This is a genomic window from Massilia sp. Se16.2.3, assembly GCF_014171595.1.
Lineage (GTDB): Bacteria > Pseudomonadota > Gammaproteobacteria > Burkholderiales > Burkholderiaceae_D > Telluria.
The window spans coordinates 5,042,889-5,056,868 of the sequence record NZ_CP050451.1 but is presented as its reverse complement, the minus strand read 5'-3'; the positions used below and the strand labels follow the sequence as shown (position 1 = coordinate 5,056,868).

The window sequence follows — 13,980 nt, the reverse complement described above, 5'->3', positions numbered from 1 at the left end:
GCCCTGTTGCTCGCAGTAGGCACGGGATTGCTCGCCGCGAGCTACTCTCCACGCTCGTGGGTGAAGAAGGCGCTAAGGATGGCGGCGGTTAGCGCGTGGTCTTGCTTGGCCTACGTTGTCGTTGCGTTTGTTCCCGGCTGTCTCTGGGCGCCAGCTTGCGTTTAAGCCGAAAATAAATGGCAAGGCTGGGGTCAGGTCTGACATTCGGACACGACCTCAACTCTAGAGCGAACGTTCAAAGCGACAGCACATGCGGAAGCAGAACAAGCCATCCATACATACCGCAGTATGGCTGAGTCCGTGTCCGAATGTCAGACCTGACCCCAGCTCTTGCGCTTCGAGCATCCAAACAAAAGGGCCGCCCGATTTCTCAGGCAGCCCTTTATCTACGTAGCGCCAGCCCGAAAGGCGGGCGCCGCAATCTTACTTAAGCAGCGGCAGCAGCGGCAGCGTTGGCAGCGGCGCCTGGTGCCTTGGCGGCAGCTTGCGAGAACTGCGAGACAGCAGCGTTCACGTTGCTTTCGATGGCTTCGACAGCCTGCTTGGTGGTCTTGCTGAACTGCTCGTAGCCGGCGTTGGCGTTGCTGATCGCGGTCTTGACGGCGGCGACGAAGGTCTCCGAACCAGCAGGGGCGTTCTTGCTCACTTCGTCGACCAGGGCGATGACCTTGCGGTTGGCTTCGACGATCTGGCTTTCAGCGGCCTTCGAGAACTCGGCACCGGTACCGGTGGCAATCGCTGCCAGCTGGCGGTTGTACGACAGGGCCTTCTCGGCGGTCGGCTGGGCCTGGGCTGCGGACAGTTGCAGGAATTCCTGTGGATCCTTGGCCGACAGCAGTTGGCGCGCGGTGGTCGAGTTACCAGCCATGACTTCACGGGCGGTAGCAAGGTTCAGTTCCACCAGCTTTTCCATGCTCTCGAAAGTCTTCGCGGTCAGCGAGGACAGCAGGGCGAATTGCGATTCGAAATTGGCTTTGGTGGCATTCGAGAACTGCTCTGGAATTGCAAACATGGGGTTCTCCAAACAAACGTTTATAAGAAGGGATACTTCTAGGGAATACTGCTGAATCGGTACCGCGAAACGGCTAGTGCAAACTGGATGGTGCACCGCAACAGAACGCAGTTTTGCGCATTTTGACGTACACGTCAAGCGAATTTGGTGCGTCGCACCATGGAGGAAATCCTTGTTGTTTCCTTGCATCGGAAGAAATACTTCTCATCAACTTTGTATGCGCTTCTGCCATCGGCGCGTGCAATGTTCCACCCAGCCCGGGTATCTCGCCCATGTTAGACTTGTCATTGCGCTAATCGCCACCCGGTGTGCCAGCGCCCGACATCCAGGATCATGGCCGAACCGCTCGACACTCCAGGCGCAAGACGCCCGCTCCCCAGCTGGCTACTCCCCGCCTTCTTCGTCGTCCTCTGGAGTACCGGCTTCATCGTGGCCAAGTACGGGCTGCCATATGCGCCGCCATTGACTTTCCTGATTCTGCGCTGCAGCGGCGTGCTGCTGATCCTGTTGCCGGCCGTGCTGATCTGGCGCGCGCCATGGCCGCGCGGGCGCATCGGGCATGTCGCGGTCGCCGGCCTGCTGCTGCAGGCGGGCTACCTCGGCGGCGTCTGGAGTGCCATCAAGCTGGGCATGCCGGCAGGCCTGTCGGCGCTGATCGTCGGCATGCAACCGGTCCTGACGGCCGTGGCCGCGCCCCTGATCGGCGAACGCGTGCGTCCGCGCCAGTGGCTGGGACTCGCGCTGGGCCTGGGCGGGGTGGCGCTCGTCGTGTATGCGAAAATCAGCCTGGCGAGTCTGTCGGGACGGGCGATCCTGTACTGCGTGCTGGCGCTGCTGTCGATTACGGCGGGCACGCTCTACCAGAAGCATTATTGCCCGCGCTTCGACCTGCGTACCGGCACCGTGATCCAGTTCGGCGCGACTATTGCGGCATTGCTGCCGTTCGCGCTGTTGTTTGAACAGTTCGATTTGTCCTTGTCTAAAGTAAGGTGGAACGCCGGTTTTATTGCGTCCCTGCTGTGGGCGATCCTGGCGCTGTCGATCGGTGCCATATTCCTGCTGTTCAGGTTGATTCGCGAGGGGACCGCCACCGAGGTGACAAGCCTGCTTTACCTGACTCCGCCCACGACCGCCATCATGGCCTGGATCCTGTTCGGCGAGGCCCTGAGCCCGCTTGGACTGGTCGGCATGGCGGTGGCCGTGACCGGGGTCGCCTTCGTCGTCAAGAAACAGGAGCATTCATGATTGCAAGCCCACAGCAAGAAGCGGTCGATGCCGCCATCACCTCGCGCCGCTCGATCCGCGCTTTCCTCGACAAGCCGGTGGAGCGCGCCGACATCGAACGCATCCTCGAGGTGGCGGCACGCGCGCCCTCGGGTACCAATACCCAGCCGTGGAAGGTCTATGTGCTGACCGGCGAGCGCCGCGTCGCGCTGTCGGACGCCATTCTTGCCGTGTACAGCGACCCGGAACTGTCGCGCCAGCATACCGAGGAGTATCCCTACTATCCGCGCGAATGGGTCTCTCCTTTTGTCGACCGCCGGCGCAAGGTGGGTTGGGACCTGTACAGCCTGCTTGGGCTGAGCCGCGACAACAAGGCCGGCATGGCGGCCCAGCATGCGCGCAACTACCGCTTCTTCGACGCACCGGTCGGCCTGATTTTTACCATCGACCGCGTCATGGAGCAGGGCTCCTGGCTGGATTACGGGATGTTTTTGCAGAACATCATGGTGGCCGCGCGCGGACGCGGGCTCGATACCTGCCCGCAAGCCGCCTTTACCCAGTTCCACCGCATCATCGCCGAGCAACTGGACCTCCCGGCCAACGAGACGGTCGTGTGCGGCATGGCGCTGGGCTGGGCCGATCCGACCAGGGTCGAGAACACGCTCGTGACCGAGCGCGAACCGGTAGCGAACTTCGTGCACTTTGTCGACCAGGACGACTGATTTCGCCACCCCGCCTCGCTGCGACGGGTTTCGACAGCATGCCGAGGTGGCGCAAAACAAAACGTTGCGCGACGTAGACAATTGAATTGGAACAGAATTCTTGTTGCCCCGGGCAGTGCGCCGCGTTCCGTTGTAGTGCGGCAAAATGATGAGGAGAGTGTTACAGTCGATTGCAGCTGAGTTGCAATTGCATTCGATGTGCATGAGCGCATCGTCTCGGCTCACCCGTATTACCTCATCCGTATTACCCGAATCGCGTCAGAAGGAAAGACCATGTTGAAGTTCCTGTTGACCGCCCTCGTATCGCTGTGCCTGCTGGCCGAACCCGTCACGGCCACGGCAGCCGGGGCGGGTGCCCAGGCCAGCTCGGCGACAAAACGTCCCGCTGCGAAGAAAAAGCTTGTGAAGAAGCGCGTCGCCCAGCCGCGCGCGCGCAAGGGCAAGCGCCAGGCCGAGACAGCCCAGGCCATTGCCAGCGACAACCGCCAGCGCATGGTGCGCCGGGTCGAGACCGTGCGTGGCAAGCGCCGCGTCACTTACCAGGTCGTGCGGCGCGCGGCACCGGCCGTGGCCGCGATCCCGGCGATGCGCACGGCGGGCGACATGGCCGGCCTGAACCAGACGCGCGATCCCTTGTCGCTGCGCTCGAATGTCGCCTTCGTGCTAGACCAGAACAGTTCGCAGGTGCTGTTCGAAAAGAATGCCAACGTGCCGCTGCCGATCGCCTCGATCACCAAGCTGATGACGGGTCTCGTCGTCGTCGAAGCGGGCCAGAACCTGAACGAGACGCTGACCATCACCAACGACGACGTCGACCGCCACAAGTACAGCAGCTCGCGCCTGCCCGTCGGCGCGCGCATGACCCGCAACAACCTGCTGCATATCGCCCTGATGAGCTCGGAGAACCGCGCGGCCGCGGCGCTCGGGCGCAACTATCCAGGCGGCATCAACGCCTTTGTCGCGGCGATGAATGCCAAGGCAAAGGAGTTGGGCATGAACGACACCCGTTACGTCGACTCCAGCGGCCTGTCGAGCCAGAACGTGTCGAGCGCGCGCGACCTGGCCAAGCTGGTGGCCTACGCGCACCAGAAGCCGCTGCTGCGCCAGTATTCGACCGACCCGAACTGGGTGGTCGAGGCCAGCGGCCGGCCGATGCGCTACAACAATACGAACTACCTGGTGGCGCTGCCTGACTGGAACATCGGCTTGCAGAAAACCGGTTTCATCAACGAAGCGGGGCGTTGCCTGGTGATGCAGGCGATGATCCAGGGCCGCAACGTGATCATGGTCTTCCTCGATTCGAAAGGGAAGATGTCGCGTACCGCCGACGCCGGCCGCATGCGGCGCTGGCTGGAAGCACTCACGCCCGACAGTATCACCGTCCCGACGGCAAGCCCGGCCAGCGCGGCCAGCCCAACGCCCACCACCTTCTCCGCCGTGTCTGCGGCAACGGTGTTGCAGAAGCGCTAGGCCGCAAGGCATGAAAACGACAACGGCGCCCGCGGGCGCCGTTTTTTTGTTCAGGCAGCGATCACGCTACCGAGACGGGCCGGAAACCCAGCGTCGACGAAATCTGCCCGGCTGTCTGCACCAGGTCGTCGAGCCAGTCTTCCTGCAGGCGGTCGGCCGGCGCCGAGATCGACAAACCGGCCACCAGCTTGCCGCTGTCGTCGTAGATGCCGGCGGCCATGCAGCGCACGCCCAGTTCGAGTTCCTCGTTGTCGCGCGCATAGCCGCGTGCGCGCACCAGGCTCAGTTCGCGCTCGAGCTTGGCAAGATCGGTGATCGAATTCTTGTTGTGGCCGGCCAGGCCGGTACGGGTGGCGTAGGCGCGGATCGCCTTCGGCTCGTCCACCGAAAGGAAGAGTTTGCCGGTGGACGTCAGGTGCAGCGGTCCGCGTCCGCCGATCGCGCGCACCACCTGCATGCCCGAGCGCTCGGAGAAGGCGCGGTCGATGTAGACGATCTCGTCGCCCTGGCGCACTGACAGGTTCACGGTCTGCTGCGTCTTCTTGTGCAGGGCACGCATGAAGTCGAGCGCCGCTTCGCGCACCGACAACCGGCTTTTCACGACATTGCCCAGTTCCAGCAAACGCATGCCCAGGCGGTAGGTGCCGGGCTCGACGCGGTCGACGAAACGGGTGACGACCATGTCGTTGAGGATGCGGTGGGCGGTGGAAGGGTGCAGGCCCGAGACCTTCGACAATTCCTTCAGGCTGACCGGGTCGGGATAGGTGGCGAGTGCATCGAGCAGGGCGACCATGCGTTCAATCACCTGGATCGATGTCTTGGGCGGTTCAAGTGTTTCGATTTTCATGATGTGGTTGGTGCAGTGCGGTATCGTCTGTACTTTATACCATAATGCGAAAAACGGCAGAGAATTTGCTAGTGTCGTTCGTCTAACATTTTCCTTTATCGACAGCTGCCCGCGACTGCCTGGAACGGGCATAATGACAGCTCTGCATGTCTTGTCGGAAATATAAATGGAACATCAAACCAGCGAATTCAAGAGTACAAGCGGTTTCAAGCGCATCCTGAAAGCCTCCAGTTACACCGTCCAGGGGCTGGTCACGGCCTGGAAGATCGAACATGCCTTCCGCCAGGAGCTGCTCGTGTTCGTGCTCGGCGTGATTTTCGCCTTCGTGCTGCCGGTATCGGGCTTCCAGCGCCTGGTGCTCATCGGCGTGCTGCTGCTGGTACTGATCGTCGAACTGATCAACTCCGCCTTCGAGGCCGTGGTCGACCGTATTTCGCTCGAGCGCCACCCGCTCTCGAAGAATGCCAAGGACTTCGGTAGCGCCGCCGTTGGCCTGACGGTCCTGCTGGCCGCAGCCACCTGGGGCACGGTGCTCTACAACAGGTTTGCTTGAGCTCCCATAGACACGCCGGCAAGCTTGCCGAAAATGCTCCACAATAGGCGACGACCACGCGGCGCCGGGAGGGCGCTGCGGTCTTGTCCAAACCTAATGGAGAAAAACATGACGCTACGCCTCGGCGACACCGCACCCGATTTCGAACAGGATTCCAGCATCGGCCCCATCCGCTTCCATGAGTGGGCGGGCGATTCCTGGGTGGTGCTGTTCTCGCACCCGGCCGACTTCACGCCGGTCTGCACGACCGAACTGGGCCTGACTGCGAAGCTGAAGCCGGAATTCGGCAAGCGCAACGTCAAGGCGATCGCGCTGTCGGTCGACCCGGCCGAACAGCACCGCAACTGGATCCGCGACATCGAGGAAACCCAGCAGACCGTGGTCGGCTTCCCGATCATCGCCGACGCCGACAAGACCGTGTCTACGCTGTACGACATGATCCACCCGGAACAGTCGGCCACCGCGACGGTGCGCTCGCTGTTCGTGATCGACCCGAAAAAGAAGATCCGCCTGACCATCACCTACCCGATGAGCACCGGCCGCAACTTCGACGAAGTCCTGCGCGTGATCGACGCCTTGCAACTGACCGACGGCTACACGGTAGCCACGCCCGGTAACTGGAAGGATGGCGACGACGTCATCATCCCGCTGACCGTGCAGGATCCGGCTGTGCTGGCTGAAAAGTATCCGAAGGGCTTCACGGCACCGCGGCCTTACCTGCGTTTGACGCCGCAGCCGAACAAATAACAGGAACCGCGCCGGCATGCGTCTCCCGATGCATGCCGAAGGACGTAGGGTGGGCACTCCGTGCCCACGCTGTATCATCACTTGCTCATATGCGACTTGGTCGTACCGTCGCGCTTCGCATCACGTGCATCAGCCAGGCCTGAGCCGCAACTGATCAACCGATGATCCCGCGTGGGCACGGAGTGCCCACCCTGCGAAACCCGCATAGGGCGTAGGGTGGAGTCCTGACTCCACGCGGTCGAACGGCGGCACTTCGATAAGCTTGTCGCAAGTCGGCCCGCCAGCGCAACAGCCAAGTTACGTGATAGCGGGCGCTCAGGCAGCGTGGAGTCAGGACTCCACCCTACGATTCTCGTCCGTTCTGCGCATATCGATCAACGCCAAGCGTCACCCCAAGCTCACCGCACGCATAAGCAAATAAGAAAGCCATCCTTTGTCCCACGCTTGCCCCGGCTTACCCTTGGGGCATGTTGATGACCTATATTGCCGCTGGCTTCGCGGTCGGCTTGCTGGTCGGCATGACCGGCGTGGGTGGCGGTTCGCTGATGACGCCGCTCCTGACCCTGCTGTTCGGCGTGTCGCCCACGGTTGCCGTCGGCACCGACCTCGCCTTTGCCTCCATTACCAAGAGCGCGGGCACCGTTACCCACCGTTTCAATCGCACCGTCAACTGGGCCATCGTGCGCCGCCTCTGCCTGGGCGCGCTGCCGGCCGCGCTGGTCGCTACTTTGCTGCTCAGCCGCTACGGCACCGTGCAGGCCGAGATCGGCCAGCTGATCCGCTATTCCATTGCCGTGTCCGTCATGCTGACCGTGGTGGCGCTGCTGTTCCGGCGCCGCATGGTGGCCTGGGTGAACGCCCAGCCCGGGCGCCAGCTGCAGGGCAGGGCGCTGCACCTGGCCACCATTGGGGCAGGCGCTTTGCTCGGTACCCTGGTGACGATCTCCTCGATCGGCGCCGGCGCCGTTGGCGCGACCCTGCTCGTGCTGTTGTACCCGAAACTGACGCCCGCCGAAGTGGCCGGCACCGACATCGCCTACGCCGTGCCATTGACTGCGATTGCCGCCTTCGGCCACTGGTGGCTGGGCTCGATCGACTGGATGCTGCTACTGACCCTCTTGATCGGCTCGCTGCCCGGCATCACGCTGGGCTCGATGCTGGCGCGCAAGGTGCCGGAACGCTTCCTGCGCGCGCTGCTGGCGCTGACGCTGACCGGCGTGGCTTTCAAGCTCGTCTACTGAAGCTGGGACGGGCTCGGCCACTAATAGCCTATCTGTCTATGCAAATGAAGATTGGTTCGTTTGCGTTATGAAGTTGAAGTGAGATTATTACAGCCCAATAGAAGAATTTGTAATAAGGCCTCCATGAACTTCCTGCAGCCGCGTGCCCCGGGCCGGGTCCTCCCCGGCTTCGGGCTATCGCTCGGGTTCACGATTTTTTACCTGGCGCTGATCGTCCTGATCCCGCTGTCGGCCGTGTTCCTGAAAACCTTCACCATGAGTTGGGAAGCGTTCTGGAGCGCCGTCACGTCCGAGCGCGTCATCGCCTCGTACAAGCTCAGCTTCGGCGCCTCGCTGATCGCCGCCAGCCTGAACGTCGTCTTCGGCGGCATCGTCGCCTGGGTACTGGTGCGCTACCGCTTTCCTGGCAAGCGCTTCGTCGACGCGCTGGTCGACCTGCCGTTCGCGCTGCCCACCGCGGTGGCCGGCATCACCCTGACCGCCCTGTATTCGAACAATGGCTGGATCGGCAAATACCTCGAGCAGTTTGGCATCAAGGTCGCCTTCACCCCGCTCGGCGTGGTGGTCGCGCTGACCTTCATCGGCCTGCCCTTCGTCGTGCGTACCGTGCAGCCGGTGCTGGAAGAGGCCGAGCGCGAACTCGAGGAAGCGGCCGCCAGCCTGGGCGCGAGCCCGCTGCAAACCTTCATCCGCGTGATCCTGCCTTCGATCCTGCCGGCCCTGCTGACCGGCTTCGCGCTGGCCTTTGCCCGCGCCACCGGCGAATACGGTTCCGTGATTTTCATCGCCGGCAACCTGCCGATGGTGTCCGAGATCACGCCGCTCTTCATCATCACCAAGCTGGAGCAGTACGACTATGCCGGCGCCACTGCAATTGCCGTGGTGATGCTGGTCGTCTCGTTCATCCTGCTCCTCACCATCAATCTGCTGCAGGCATGGACCCGCAAACGGGCGGGCAAGAAATGAGCGCCGTACTGAACAAACCCCTGGACAAGCCAAACGCGGTCACGCAGGCTGCGCCGCGTCCCGTGAAAAACAATGTGTTCGAGCCGAACTGGGTGCGCTATGCGCTCATCGCCATCGCGCTCGTGTTCCTGACCCTGTTCCTGTTCGTGCCCCTGGTCGCCGTGTTCACCGAAGCCCTCAAGCGCGGCTGGGGCACCTATGTCGAATCCATCCTCGACCCGGATGCCCTGTCCGCGATCAAGCTGACCTTGATCGCGGCCGGCATCGCCGTGCCCCTGAACCTGGTGTTCGGGGTGGCCGCGGCCTGGGCCATCGCCAAGTTCGACTTCCGGGGAAAAAGCGTGCTGCTGACCCTGATCGACCTGCCGTTCTCGGTCTCGCCCGTGATTGCCGGCCTGATCTACGTGCTGCTGTTCGGCGCCCAGGGCTGGTTCGGCCAGTGGCTGATGGACCACGACATCAAGATCCTGTTCGCCGTGCCCGGCATCGTGCTGGCGACCGTCTTCATCACCTTCCCGTTCGTCGCGCGCGAACTGATTCCCCTGATGCAACAGCAGGGCACCGAGGAAGAAGAGGCGGCGCTGGTGCTGGGCGCCTCCGGCTGGCAGACCTTCTGGCGCGTGACGCTGCCGAACATCAAGTGGGGCCTGCTCTACGGCGTGATCCTGTGTAACGCCCGCGCCATGGGCGAGTTCGGCGCGGTGTCGGTGGTCTCGGGCCACATCCGCGGCGAAACCAACACCATGCCGCTGCAGGTGGAAATCCTCTACAACGAATACAACTTCACGGCCGCGTTCGCGATCGCATCCTTGCTGGCGCTGCTCGCGCTGGTGACGCTGGCCATCAAGTCCTTTATCGAATGGCGTCTGCACCTGTCGATGCGTGCCGACGCCGGTACCACGGAGCGCCTGCAATGACGATCGAAGTCCAACACATCCGCAAGCAGTTCGGCCAGTTCACGGCCCTCGACAACGTCTCGCTGCAATTCCCCGACGGCCAGCTGACAGCCTTGCTCGGCCCCTCGGGCTGCGGCAAGACGACCCTGCTGCGCATCATCGCCGGCCTGGAGCATCCGGACTCGGGCGCCGTGCTGCTCGACGGCGAAAACGCCTCGACCCGCCACGTGCGCGAGCGCCAGGTCGGCTTCGTATTCCAGCATTACGCGCTGTTCAAGCACATGACCGTGTTCGAGAACGTCGCCTTCGGCCTGCGCGTGCGCCCGCGCCGCGAGCGCCCGAGCGAAGCCCAGATCCGCGACAAAGTGAAACAGCTGCTGGAGCTGGTGCAGCTCGACTGGATCGCCGACCGCTACCCGCCGCAACTGTCCGGCGGCCAGCGCCAGCGTATCGCCCTGGCCCGCGCCCTGGCCGTGGAGCCGCGCGTGCTGCTGCTGGACGAACCTTTCGGCGCCCTGGATGCCAAGGTGCGCAAGGAACTGCGCCGCTGGCTGCGCCGCCTGCACGACGACCTGCACGTGACGTCCATCTTTGTCACCCACGACCAGGAAGAGGCGCTCGAAGTGGCCGACCAGGTCGTCCTGATGAACAAGGGCCGGGTCGAGCAGCTCGGCACGCCGGAAACCGTCTACAACTCGCCGGCCTCGCCGTTCGTCTACGGCTTCCTCGGCAACGTCAACCTGTTCCATGGCCGCGTGCACGAAGGCGTGCTGGCCAGCGGCGACGCGCTCTTCGACGCACCGGCCCTGAATGGCGTGAACAATGCCGAGGGTATCGGCTACGTGCGGCCGCACGACCTCGACGTCGAACGCTACGTGGCCGGCGGCGAGGGCATCGCCGTCACTGCGCCGCGCGCATGCGATCGGCCCGCTGGCCCAGCTCGACCTGGAGCGGCTCGACACGCAGCAGCTGATCGAGGCGGTCATTCCGAACGAGCGCTTCGGCCGCCTGGGGCTGAAGGAGGGCGAGACCCTGCTGGTGCGTCCGCGCCGCATCGAGGTGTTCGTCGACGCGGGAGGCGGCATATGAACTTCCAGCAGCTGCGCTCCGTGCGCGAAGCGGCGCGCCGCAACTTCAATCTGACCGATGTGGCCAACGCACTGTTCACCTCGCAGCCGGGCGTGTCGCGCCAGATCCGCGAGCTCGAGGACGAACTGGGCGTGGTCATTTTCGAGCGCAACGGCAAGCGCCTGACCGGTTTGACCGGGCCGGGCAAGGGCATCCTCAAAATCGTCGAGCGGCTACTGGTGGAAGCGGAAAACCTGTCGCAGGCCAGCCAGGAATACGCGGCCCAGGACAGCGGCACGCTGACGGTGGCTGTCACCCACACCCAGGCGCGCTACGCGCTGCCGCAGGTGGTGCAATCCTTCCGCGCGGCCTTTCCGAACGTGCGCATCGCCCTGCAGCAAAGCGCGCCCGAACACATCGCCGAATGGGTGCTGTCGGGCCGCGCCGACATCGGCATCGCCACCGAGGGCCTGTCGACCTTCCCGGATCTGGTGTCCTTCCCGTGCTACCGCTGGAGCCACGTGGTGGTGGCGCCCGACGGCCATCCGCTGCTGATGAAGAACCGGCCCCTGACCCTGGACGACCTGGCGGCGCATCCCCTGATCACCTACGACGTCGGCTACACCGGCCGCAGCCATATCGACGAGGCTTTTGCGAAGGCGGGCCTGGCGCCGGACATGGTCTTGACCGCCATGGATTCCGACGTGATCAAGCAGTACGTGTCGCTGGGGATGGGCGTCGGCATCGTCGCGTCGATGGCCTTCGACCATGGACGCGACAAGGGGTTACGCGCGGTCGAGGCCTCGCACCTGTTCGCGCCGAACGTGACGCGCCTGGCGGTGCGACGTGGCGCGTATCTGCGGGCCTATGCCTACCACTTCATCGAACGATTCGCGCCGGGGTTTACGCGCTCGGATATCGAGCGGACCTTGCAGGCCGAAGAGGCGACGGCGTAATCATTGCCAGGCGTAGTAGGGTGGGCGCCCTGTGCCCACGCGGAAGCTTGAGCCGTGTTGGCGTGTGCCCCTTCGTGACAATGTACTGGCACACATCGGATTGAGGGCGATGTGACTCCTCATTCCGCGTGGGCACGGGGCGCCCACCCTACTGCCCCGGATTCGTGATGCGCGCGTGAATCGCATCGATCGCCGCGACCACCTCGCCCGGCAAACTGATCGATGCCGCGTCGATGTTTTCCTTTAATTGCTCAAGCGTCGTCGCCCCGATGATGGTCGAGCCCACGAACCAGCGCGAATAACACCAGGCCAGCGCCATCTGCGCCGGCGTCAAGCCATGGGCACGTGCCAGCGCCGCATACTCGGCGGTTGCCGCCAGCACCGTGGCCCGTACGTAGCGCGGGCTCCAGTTGGCGGGGAAGATGGTCAGGCGGCCATGCGCTGTCGGGTTGTCCAGGTATTTCGCTGTCAGCTGGCCAAAGGCGAGCGGGCTGTAGGCCAGCAGGCTGACCTCTTCGCGGAAACAGGTCTCGTCCAGCAGCGTCGTCTCGAATGCGCGCGCTGTCAGGTTGTACAGGTTCTGGATGGTGGCGATGCGCGGCAGGCCCTTTGTTTCGGCCAGCTTCACGTACTCGCACACGCCCCAGTTGCTCTCGTTCGAGACCCCAATCGCGCGGATCTTGCCTGCCTGGACCAGGTCGCCCAGCGCGCCCAGCGTCTCCTCGATCGGCACGCTTGAACGTTCGCGTTTTGGATTGAAACTGTTGGCGCCGAAGATAGGCAGGTTGCGGCTCGGCCAATGAATCTGGTACAGGTCGATGTAGTCGGTCTGCAGGCGCTGCAGGCTGGTCTCCACCGCCGCGCGCACATTGGCCGCGTCCAGGTCGTGCGACGCGCCGCGGATCCATCCCATGCTGGCGTTCGGGCCGGCGATTTTCGAGGCGATGACGAGCTCGTCGCGCCGGCCGCGGCGCTTCAACCAGCTGCCGATGTAGCGCTCGGTCGATCCCTGCGTGCGTGCGCTGGCCATCACCGGGTACATCTCGGCGGTATCGATGAAGTTGATGCCGCGCTCGACGGCGTAGTCGAGCTGGCTGTGCGCGTCAACCTCCGTGTTCTGCTCGCCGAAGGTCATCGTGCCGAGGCAGATGGGGGAGACTTCCAGGTTCGACCTGCCGAGCCGCTTGCACTCCATGCTCGTCTCCTTCAGGCGCGCAGCGCGTCGGCGCACTCGCGCACGAGCGCCGGGCCGCGATAGATCAGGCCGCTATACAGCTGCACCAGCTGCGCACCGGCCGCCATCTTTTCCTTCGCGTTCGCGCCCGACAGGATGCCGCCGACGCCGATGATCGGGATCGCTTCGCCCAGTTCCTTCTTCATGGCGCGCACGACGATGTTCGACAGGTCGAATACCGGTGCGCCGGACAGGCCGCCGGCCTGCCTGCCGTGGCGCAGGTGGGCGACGTGGTTGCGGCTGAGGGTGGTATTGGTGGCGATGACGCCGTCGATCTTGTGGCGCAGCAGGGCGCCGGCGATATCCTGGATCTGCTCGATGTCGATGTCGGGGGCGATCTTCAGGGTGAGCGGCACGTAGCGGCCAGTCTCGTCGGCCAGGCGGGTTTGTTCAGCCTTCAGTTGCGACAGCAGGGCATCGAGTTCGGATGCGCCCTGCAGCTGGCGCAGGTTCTTCGTGTTCGGCGATGAGATGTTCACCGTGACATAGCTCGCGTACGGGTAGACCTTGCGCAGGCAGTGCAGATAGTCGTCGGCTGCGCGCTCGATCGGCGTGTCGGCGTTCTTGCCGATGTTCAGGCCGAGCACGCCCTGCTTTTCCTGGTAGAAGCGCGAGGCCTGGACGTTGGCGACAAAGGCGTCGACGCCGCCGTTGTTGAAGCCCATGCGGTTGATGATGCCTTGCGCGGCGGGCACGCGGAACATGCGCGGCTTCGGGTTGCCGGCCTGGGCACGCGGGGTGACGGTACCGATCTCGATCGAGCCGAAGCCGAGCGCGGCCAGGCCGTCGATGTAGGCGCCGTCCTTGTCGAGGCCGGCAGCCAGGCCGACCGGGTTCGGGAACACGATGCCCATCACGGTGCGCGGGTCGGGTGCCGGTTGGGCGAACAGCTTGCCGGTCAGGCCGCGTTCGGCAGCGCGGCGCAGGGCAGGGAGTGTCAGGTTGTGCGCGGTTTCGGCGGGCAGCGTGAACAGCAGCGGGCGGGCGAGGGAGTACAGGAGCTTGTCGGACATGGAGCACTCGAAAATGGGATCGCGGCAATTG

13 protein-coding genes and 1 pseudogene are annotated in these 13,980 nt (G+C 63.9%); 10 read left to right on the top strand and 4 right to left on the bottom strand.

What is annotated here, in order from left to right; genetic code table 11:
* Positions 1-427: 427 nt before the first annotated feature.
* Complete coding sequence (phaP, locus tag G4G31_RS23195; protein WP_182989573.1) at positions 428-1,012, bottom strand: TIGR01841 family phasin; 585 nt, start codon at positions 1,010-1,012, stop codon at positions 428-430.
* A 333-nt stretch (positions 1,013-1,345) separates the two neighbouring features.
* Between phaP and G4G31_RS23190 the strand changes: the two genes are divergently transcribed.
* From G4G31_RS23190 to G4G31_RS23180, 3 genes are all read left to right on the top strand, one after another.
* Positions 1,346-2,257, top strand: coding sequence for a DMT family transporter (locus G4G31_RS23190; RefSeq protein WP_182989572.1), 912 nt, complete (start codon positions 1,346-1,348; stop codon positions 2,255-2,257).
* Positions 2,254-2,958: a nitroreductase gene (locus tag G4G31_RS23185; protein ID WP_182989571.1), complete on the top strand. Its 705-nt coding sequence runs from the start codon at positions 2,254-2,256 to the stop codon at positions 2,956-2,958. The genes G4G31_RS23190 and G4G31_RS23185 overlap by 4 nt, the downstream gene beginning before the upstream one ends.
* A gap of 273 nt (positions 2,959-3,231) precedes the next feature.
* Entirely contained in the window at positions 3,232-4,428 is a 1,197-nt protein-coding gene (locus G4G31_RS23180) for a serine hydrolase (protein ID WP_182989570.1), read from the top strand.
* A gap of 61 nt (positions 4,429-4,489) precedes the next feature.
* Here G4G31_RS23180 and G4G31_RS23175 read toward each other — a convergent pair whose 3' ends face one another.
* The gene (locus G4G31_RS23175; RefSeq protein WP_182989569.1) at positions 4,490-5,275 is read right to left on the bottom strand and encodes an IclR family transcriptional regulator; all 786 of its coding nucleotides are present in this window, start codon (positions 5,273-5,275) and stop codon (positions 4,490-4,492) included.
* Positions 5,276-5,441: 166 nt separating this feature from the next.
* Between G4G31_RS23175 and G4G31_RS23170 the strand changes: the two genes are divergently transcribed.
* The 7 genes and pseudogenes from G4G31_RS23170 to G4G31_RS23140 all read left to right on the top strand — a co-directional run bounded on the left by G4G31_RS23170 (position 5,442) and on the right by G4G31_RS23140 (position 11,702).
* Positions 5,442-5,828 carry a diacylglycerol kinase gene (locus G4G31_RS23170; RefSeq protein WP_182989568.1) on the top strand — a complete coding sequence of 129 codons (387 nt, stop codon included), beginning with the start codon at positions 5,442-5,444 and terminating at the stop codon, positions 5,826-5,828.
* Positions 5,829-5,936: 108 nt separating this feature from the next.
* The gene (locus G4G31_RS23165) at positions 5,937-6,575 is read left to right on the top strand and encodes a peroxiredoxin (protein WP_182989567.1); all 639 of its coding nucleotides are present in this window, start codon (positions 5,937-5,939) and stop codon (positions 6,573-6,575) included.
* A gap of 467 nt (positions 6,576-7,042) precedes the next feature.
* Entirely contained in the window at positions 7,043-7,816 is a 774-nt protein-coding gene (locus G4G31_RS23160; protein ID WP_182989566.1) for a sulfite exporter TauE/SafE family protein, read from the top strand.
* Between the two features lie 123 nt (positions 7,817-7,939).
* Positions 7,940-8,782, top strand: a complete 843-nt coding sequence (cysT, locus tag G4G31_RS23155) for a sulfate ABC transporter permease subunit CysT (RefSeq protein ID WP_182989565.1) — start codon at positions 7,940-7,942, stop codon at positions 8,780-8,782.
* Positions 8,779-9,699 carry a sulfate ABC transporter permease subunit CysW gene (gene cysW / locus G4G31_RS23150; RefSeq protein WP_182989564.1) on the top strand — a complete coding sequence of 307 codons (921 nt, stop codon included), beginning with the start codon at positions 8,779-8,781 and terminating at the stop codon, positions 9,697-9,699. Before cysT ends, cysW begins: the two co-directional genes overlap by 4 nt.
* Positions 9,696-10,767, top strand: a pseudogene (locus tag G4G31_RS23145) (sulfate/molybdate ABC transporter ATP-binding protein). Before cysW ends, G4G31_RS23145 begins: the two are co-directional and overlap by 4 nt.
* Positions 10,764-11,702, top strand: coding sequence for a CysB family HTH-type transcriptional regulator (locus G4G31_RS23140; RefSeq protein WP_182989563.1), 939 nt, complete (start codon positions 10,764-10,766; stop codon positions 11,700-11,702). The pseudogene G4G31_RS23145 and the gene G4G31_RS23140 overlap by 4 nt, the downstream one beginning before the upstream one ends.
* Before the next feature lie 148 nt (positions 11,703-11,850).
* Here the strand turns inward: G4G31_RS23140 and G4G31_RS23135 are convergent, their stop codons facing one another.
* Together G4G31_RS23135 and G4G31_RS23130 are read right to left on the bottom strand one after the other, a co-directional pair.
* Positions 11,851-12,897, bottom strand: a complete 1,047-nt coding sequence (locus G4G31_RS23135; RefSeq protein WP_182989562.1) for an aldo/keto reductase — start codon at positions 12,895-12,897, stop codon at positions 11,851-11,853.
* 11 nt (positions 12,898-12,908) lie between these two features.
* Positions 12,909-13,949: a quinone-dependent dihydroorotate dehydrogenase gene (locus tag G4G31_RS23130; RefSeq protein ID WP_182989561.1), complete on the bottom strand. Its 1,041-nt coding sequence runs from the start codon at positions 13,947-13,949 to the stop codon at positions 12,909-12,911.
* Between the last annotated feature and the right edge of the window lie 31 nt (positions 13,950-13,980).

What these genes read in the sequence shown, in the direction of transcription:
- phaP (WP_182989573.1), bottom strand. Translation starts at nt 1,012, where the DNA reads ATGTTTGCAATTCCAGAGCAGTTCTCGAATGCCACCAAAGCCAATTTC.
- G4G31_RS23180 (WP_182989570.1), top strand. Translation starts at nt 3,232, where the DNA reads ATGTTGAAGTTCCTGTTGACCGCCCTCGTATCGCTGTGCCTGCTGGCC.
- cysW (WP_182989564.1), top strand. Translation starts at nt 8,779, where the DNA reads ATGAGCGCCGTACTGAACAAACCCCTGGACAAGCCAAACGCGGTCACG.
- G4G31_RS23185 (WP_182989571.1), top strand. Translation starts at nt 2,254, where the DNA reads ATGATTGCAAGCCCACAGCAAGAAGCGGTCGATGCCGCCATCACCTCG.
- G4G31_RS23160 (WP_182989566.1), top strand. Translation starts at nt 7,043, where the DNA reads ATGTTGATGACCTATATTGCCGCTGGCTTCGCGGTCGGCTTGCTGGTC.
- G4G31_RS23135 (WP_182989562.1), bottom strand. Translation starts at nt 12,897, where the DNA reads ATGGAGTGCAAGCGGCTCGGCAGGTCGAACCTGGAAGTCTCCCCCATC.
- G4G31_RS23190 (WP_182989572.1), top strand. Translation starts at nt 1,346, where the DNA reads ATGGCCGAACCGCTCGACACTCCAGGCGCAAGACGCCCGCTCCCCAGC.
- G4G31_RS23170 (WP_182989568.1), top strand. Translation starts at nt 5,442, where the DNA reads ATGGAACATCAAACCAGCGAATTCAAGAGTACAAGCGGTTTCAAGCGC.
- G4G31_RS23165 (WP_182989567.1), top strand. Translation starts at nt 5,937, where the DNA reads ATGACGCTACGCCTCGGCGACACCGCACCCGATTTCGAACAGGATTCC.
- G4G31_RS23140 (WP_182989563.1), top strand. Translation starts at nt 10,764, where the DNA reads ATGAACTTCCAGCAGCTGCGCTCCGTGCGCGAAGCGGCGCGCCGCAAC.
- G4G31_RS23175 (WP_182989569.1), bottom strand. Translation starts at nt 5,275, where the DNA reads ATGAAAATCGAAACACTTGAACCGCCCAAGACATCGATCCAGGTGATT.
- cysT (WP_182989565.1), top strand. Translation starts at nt 7,940, where the DNA reads ATGAACTTCCTGCAGCCGCGTGCCCCGGGCCGGGTCCTCCCCGGCTTC.
- G4G31_RS23130 (WP_182989561.1), bottom strand. Translation starts at nt 13,949, where the DNA reads ATGTCCGACAAGCTCCTGTACTCCCTCGCCCGCCCGCTGCTGTTCACG.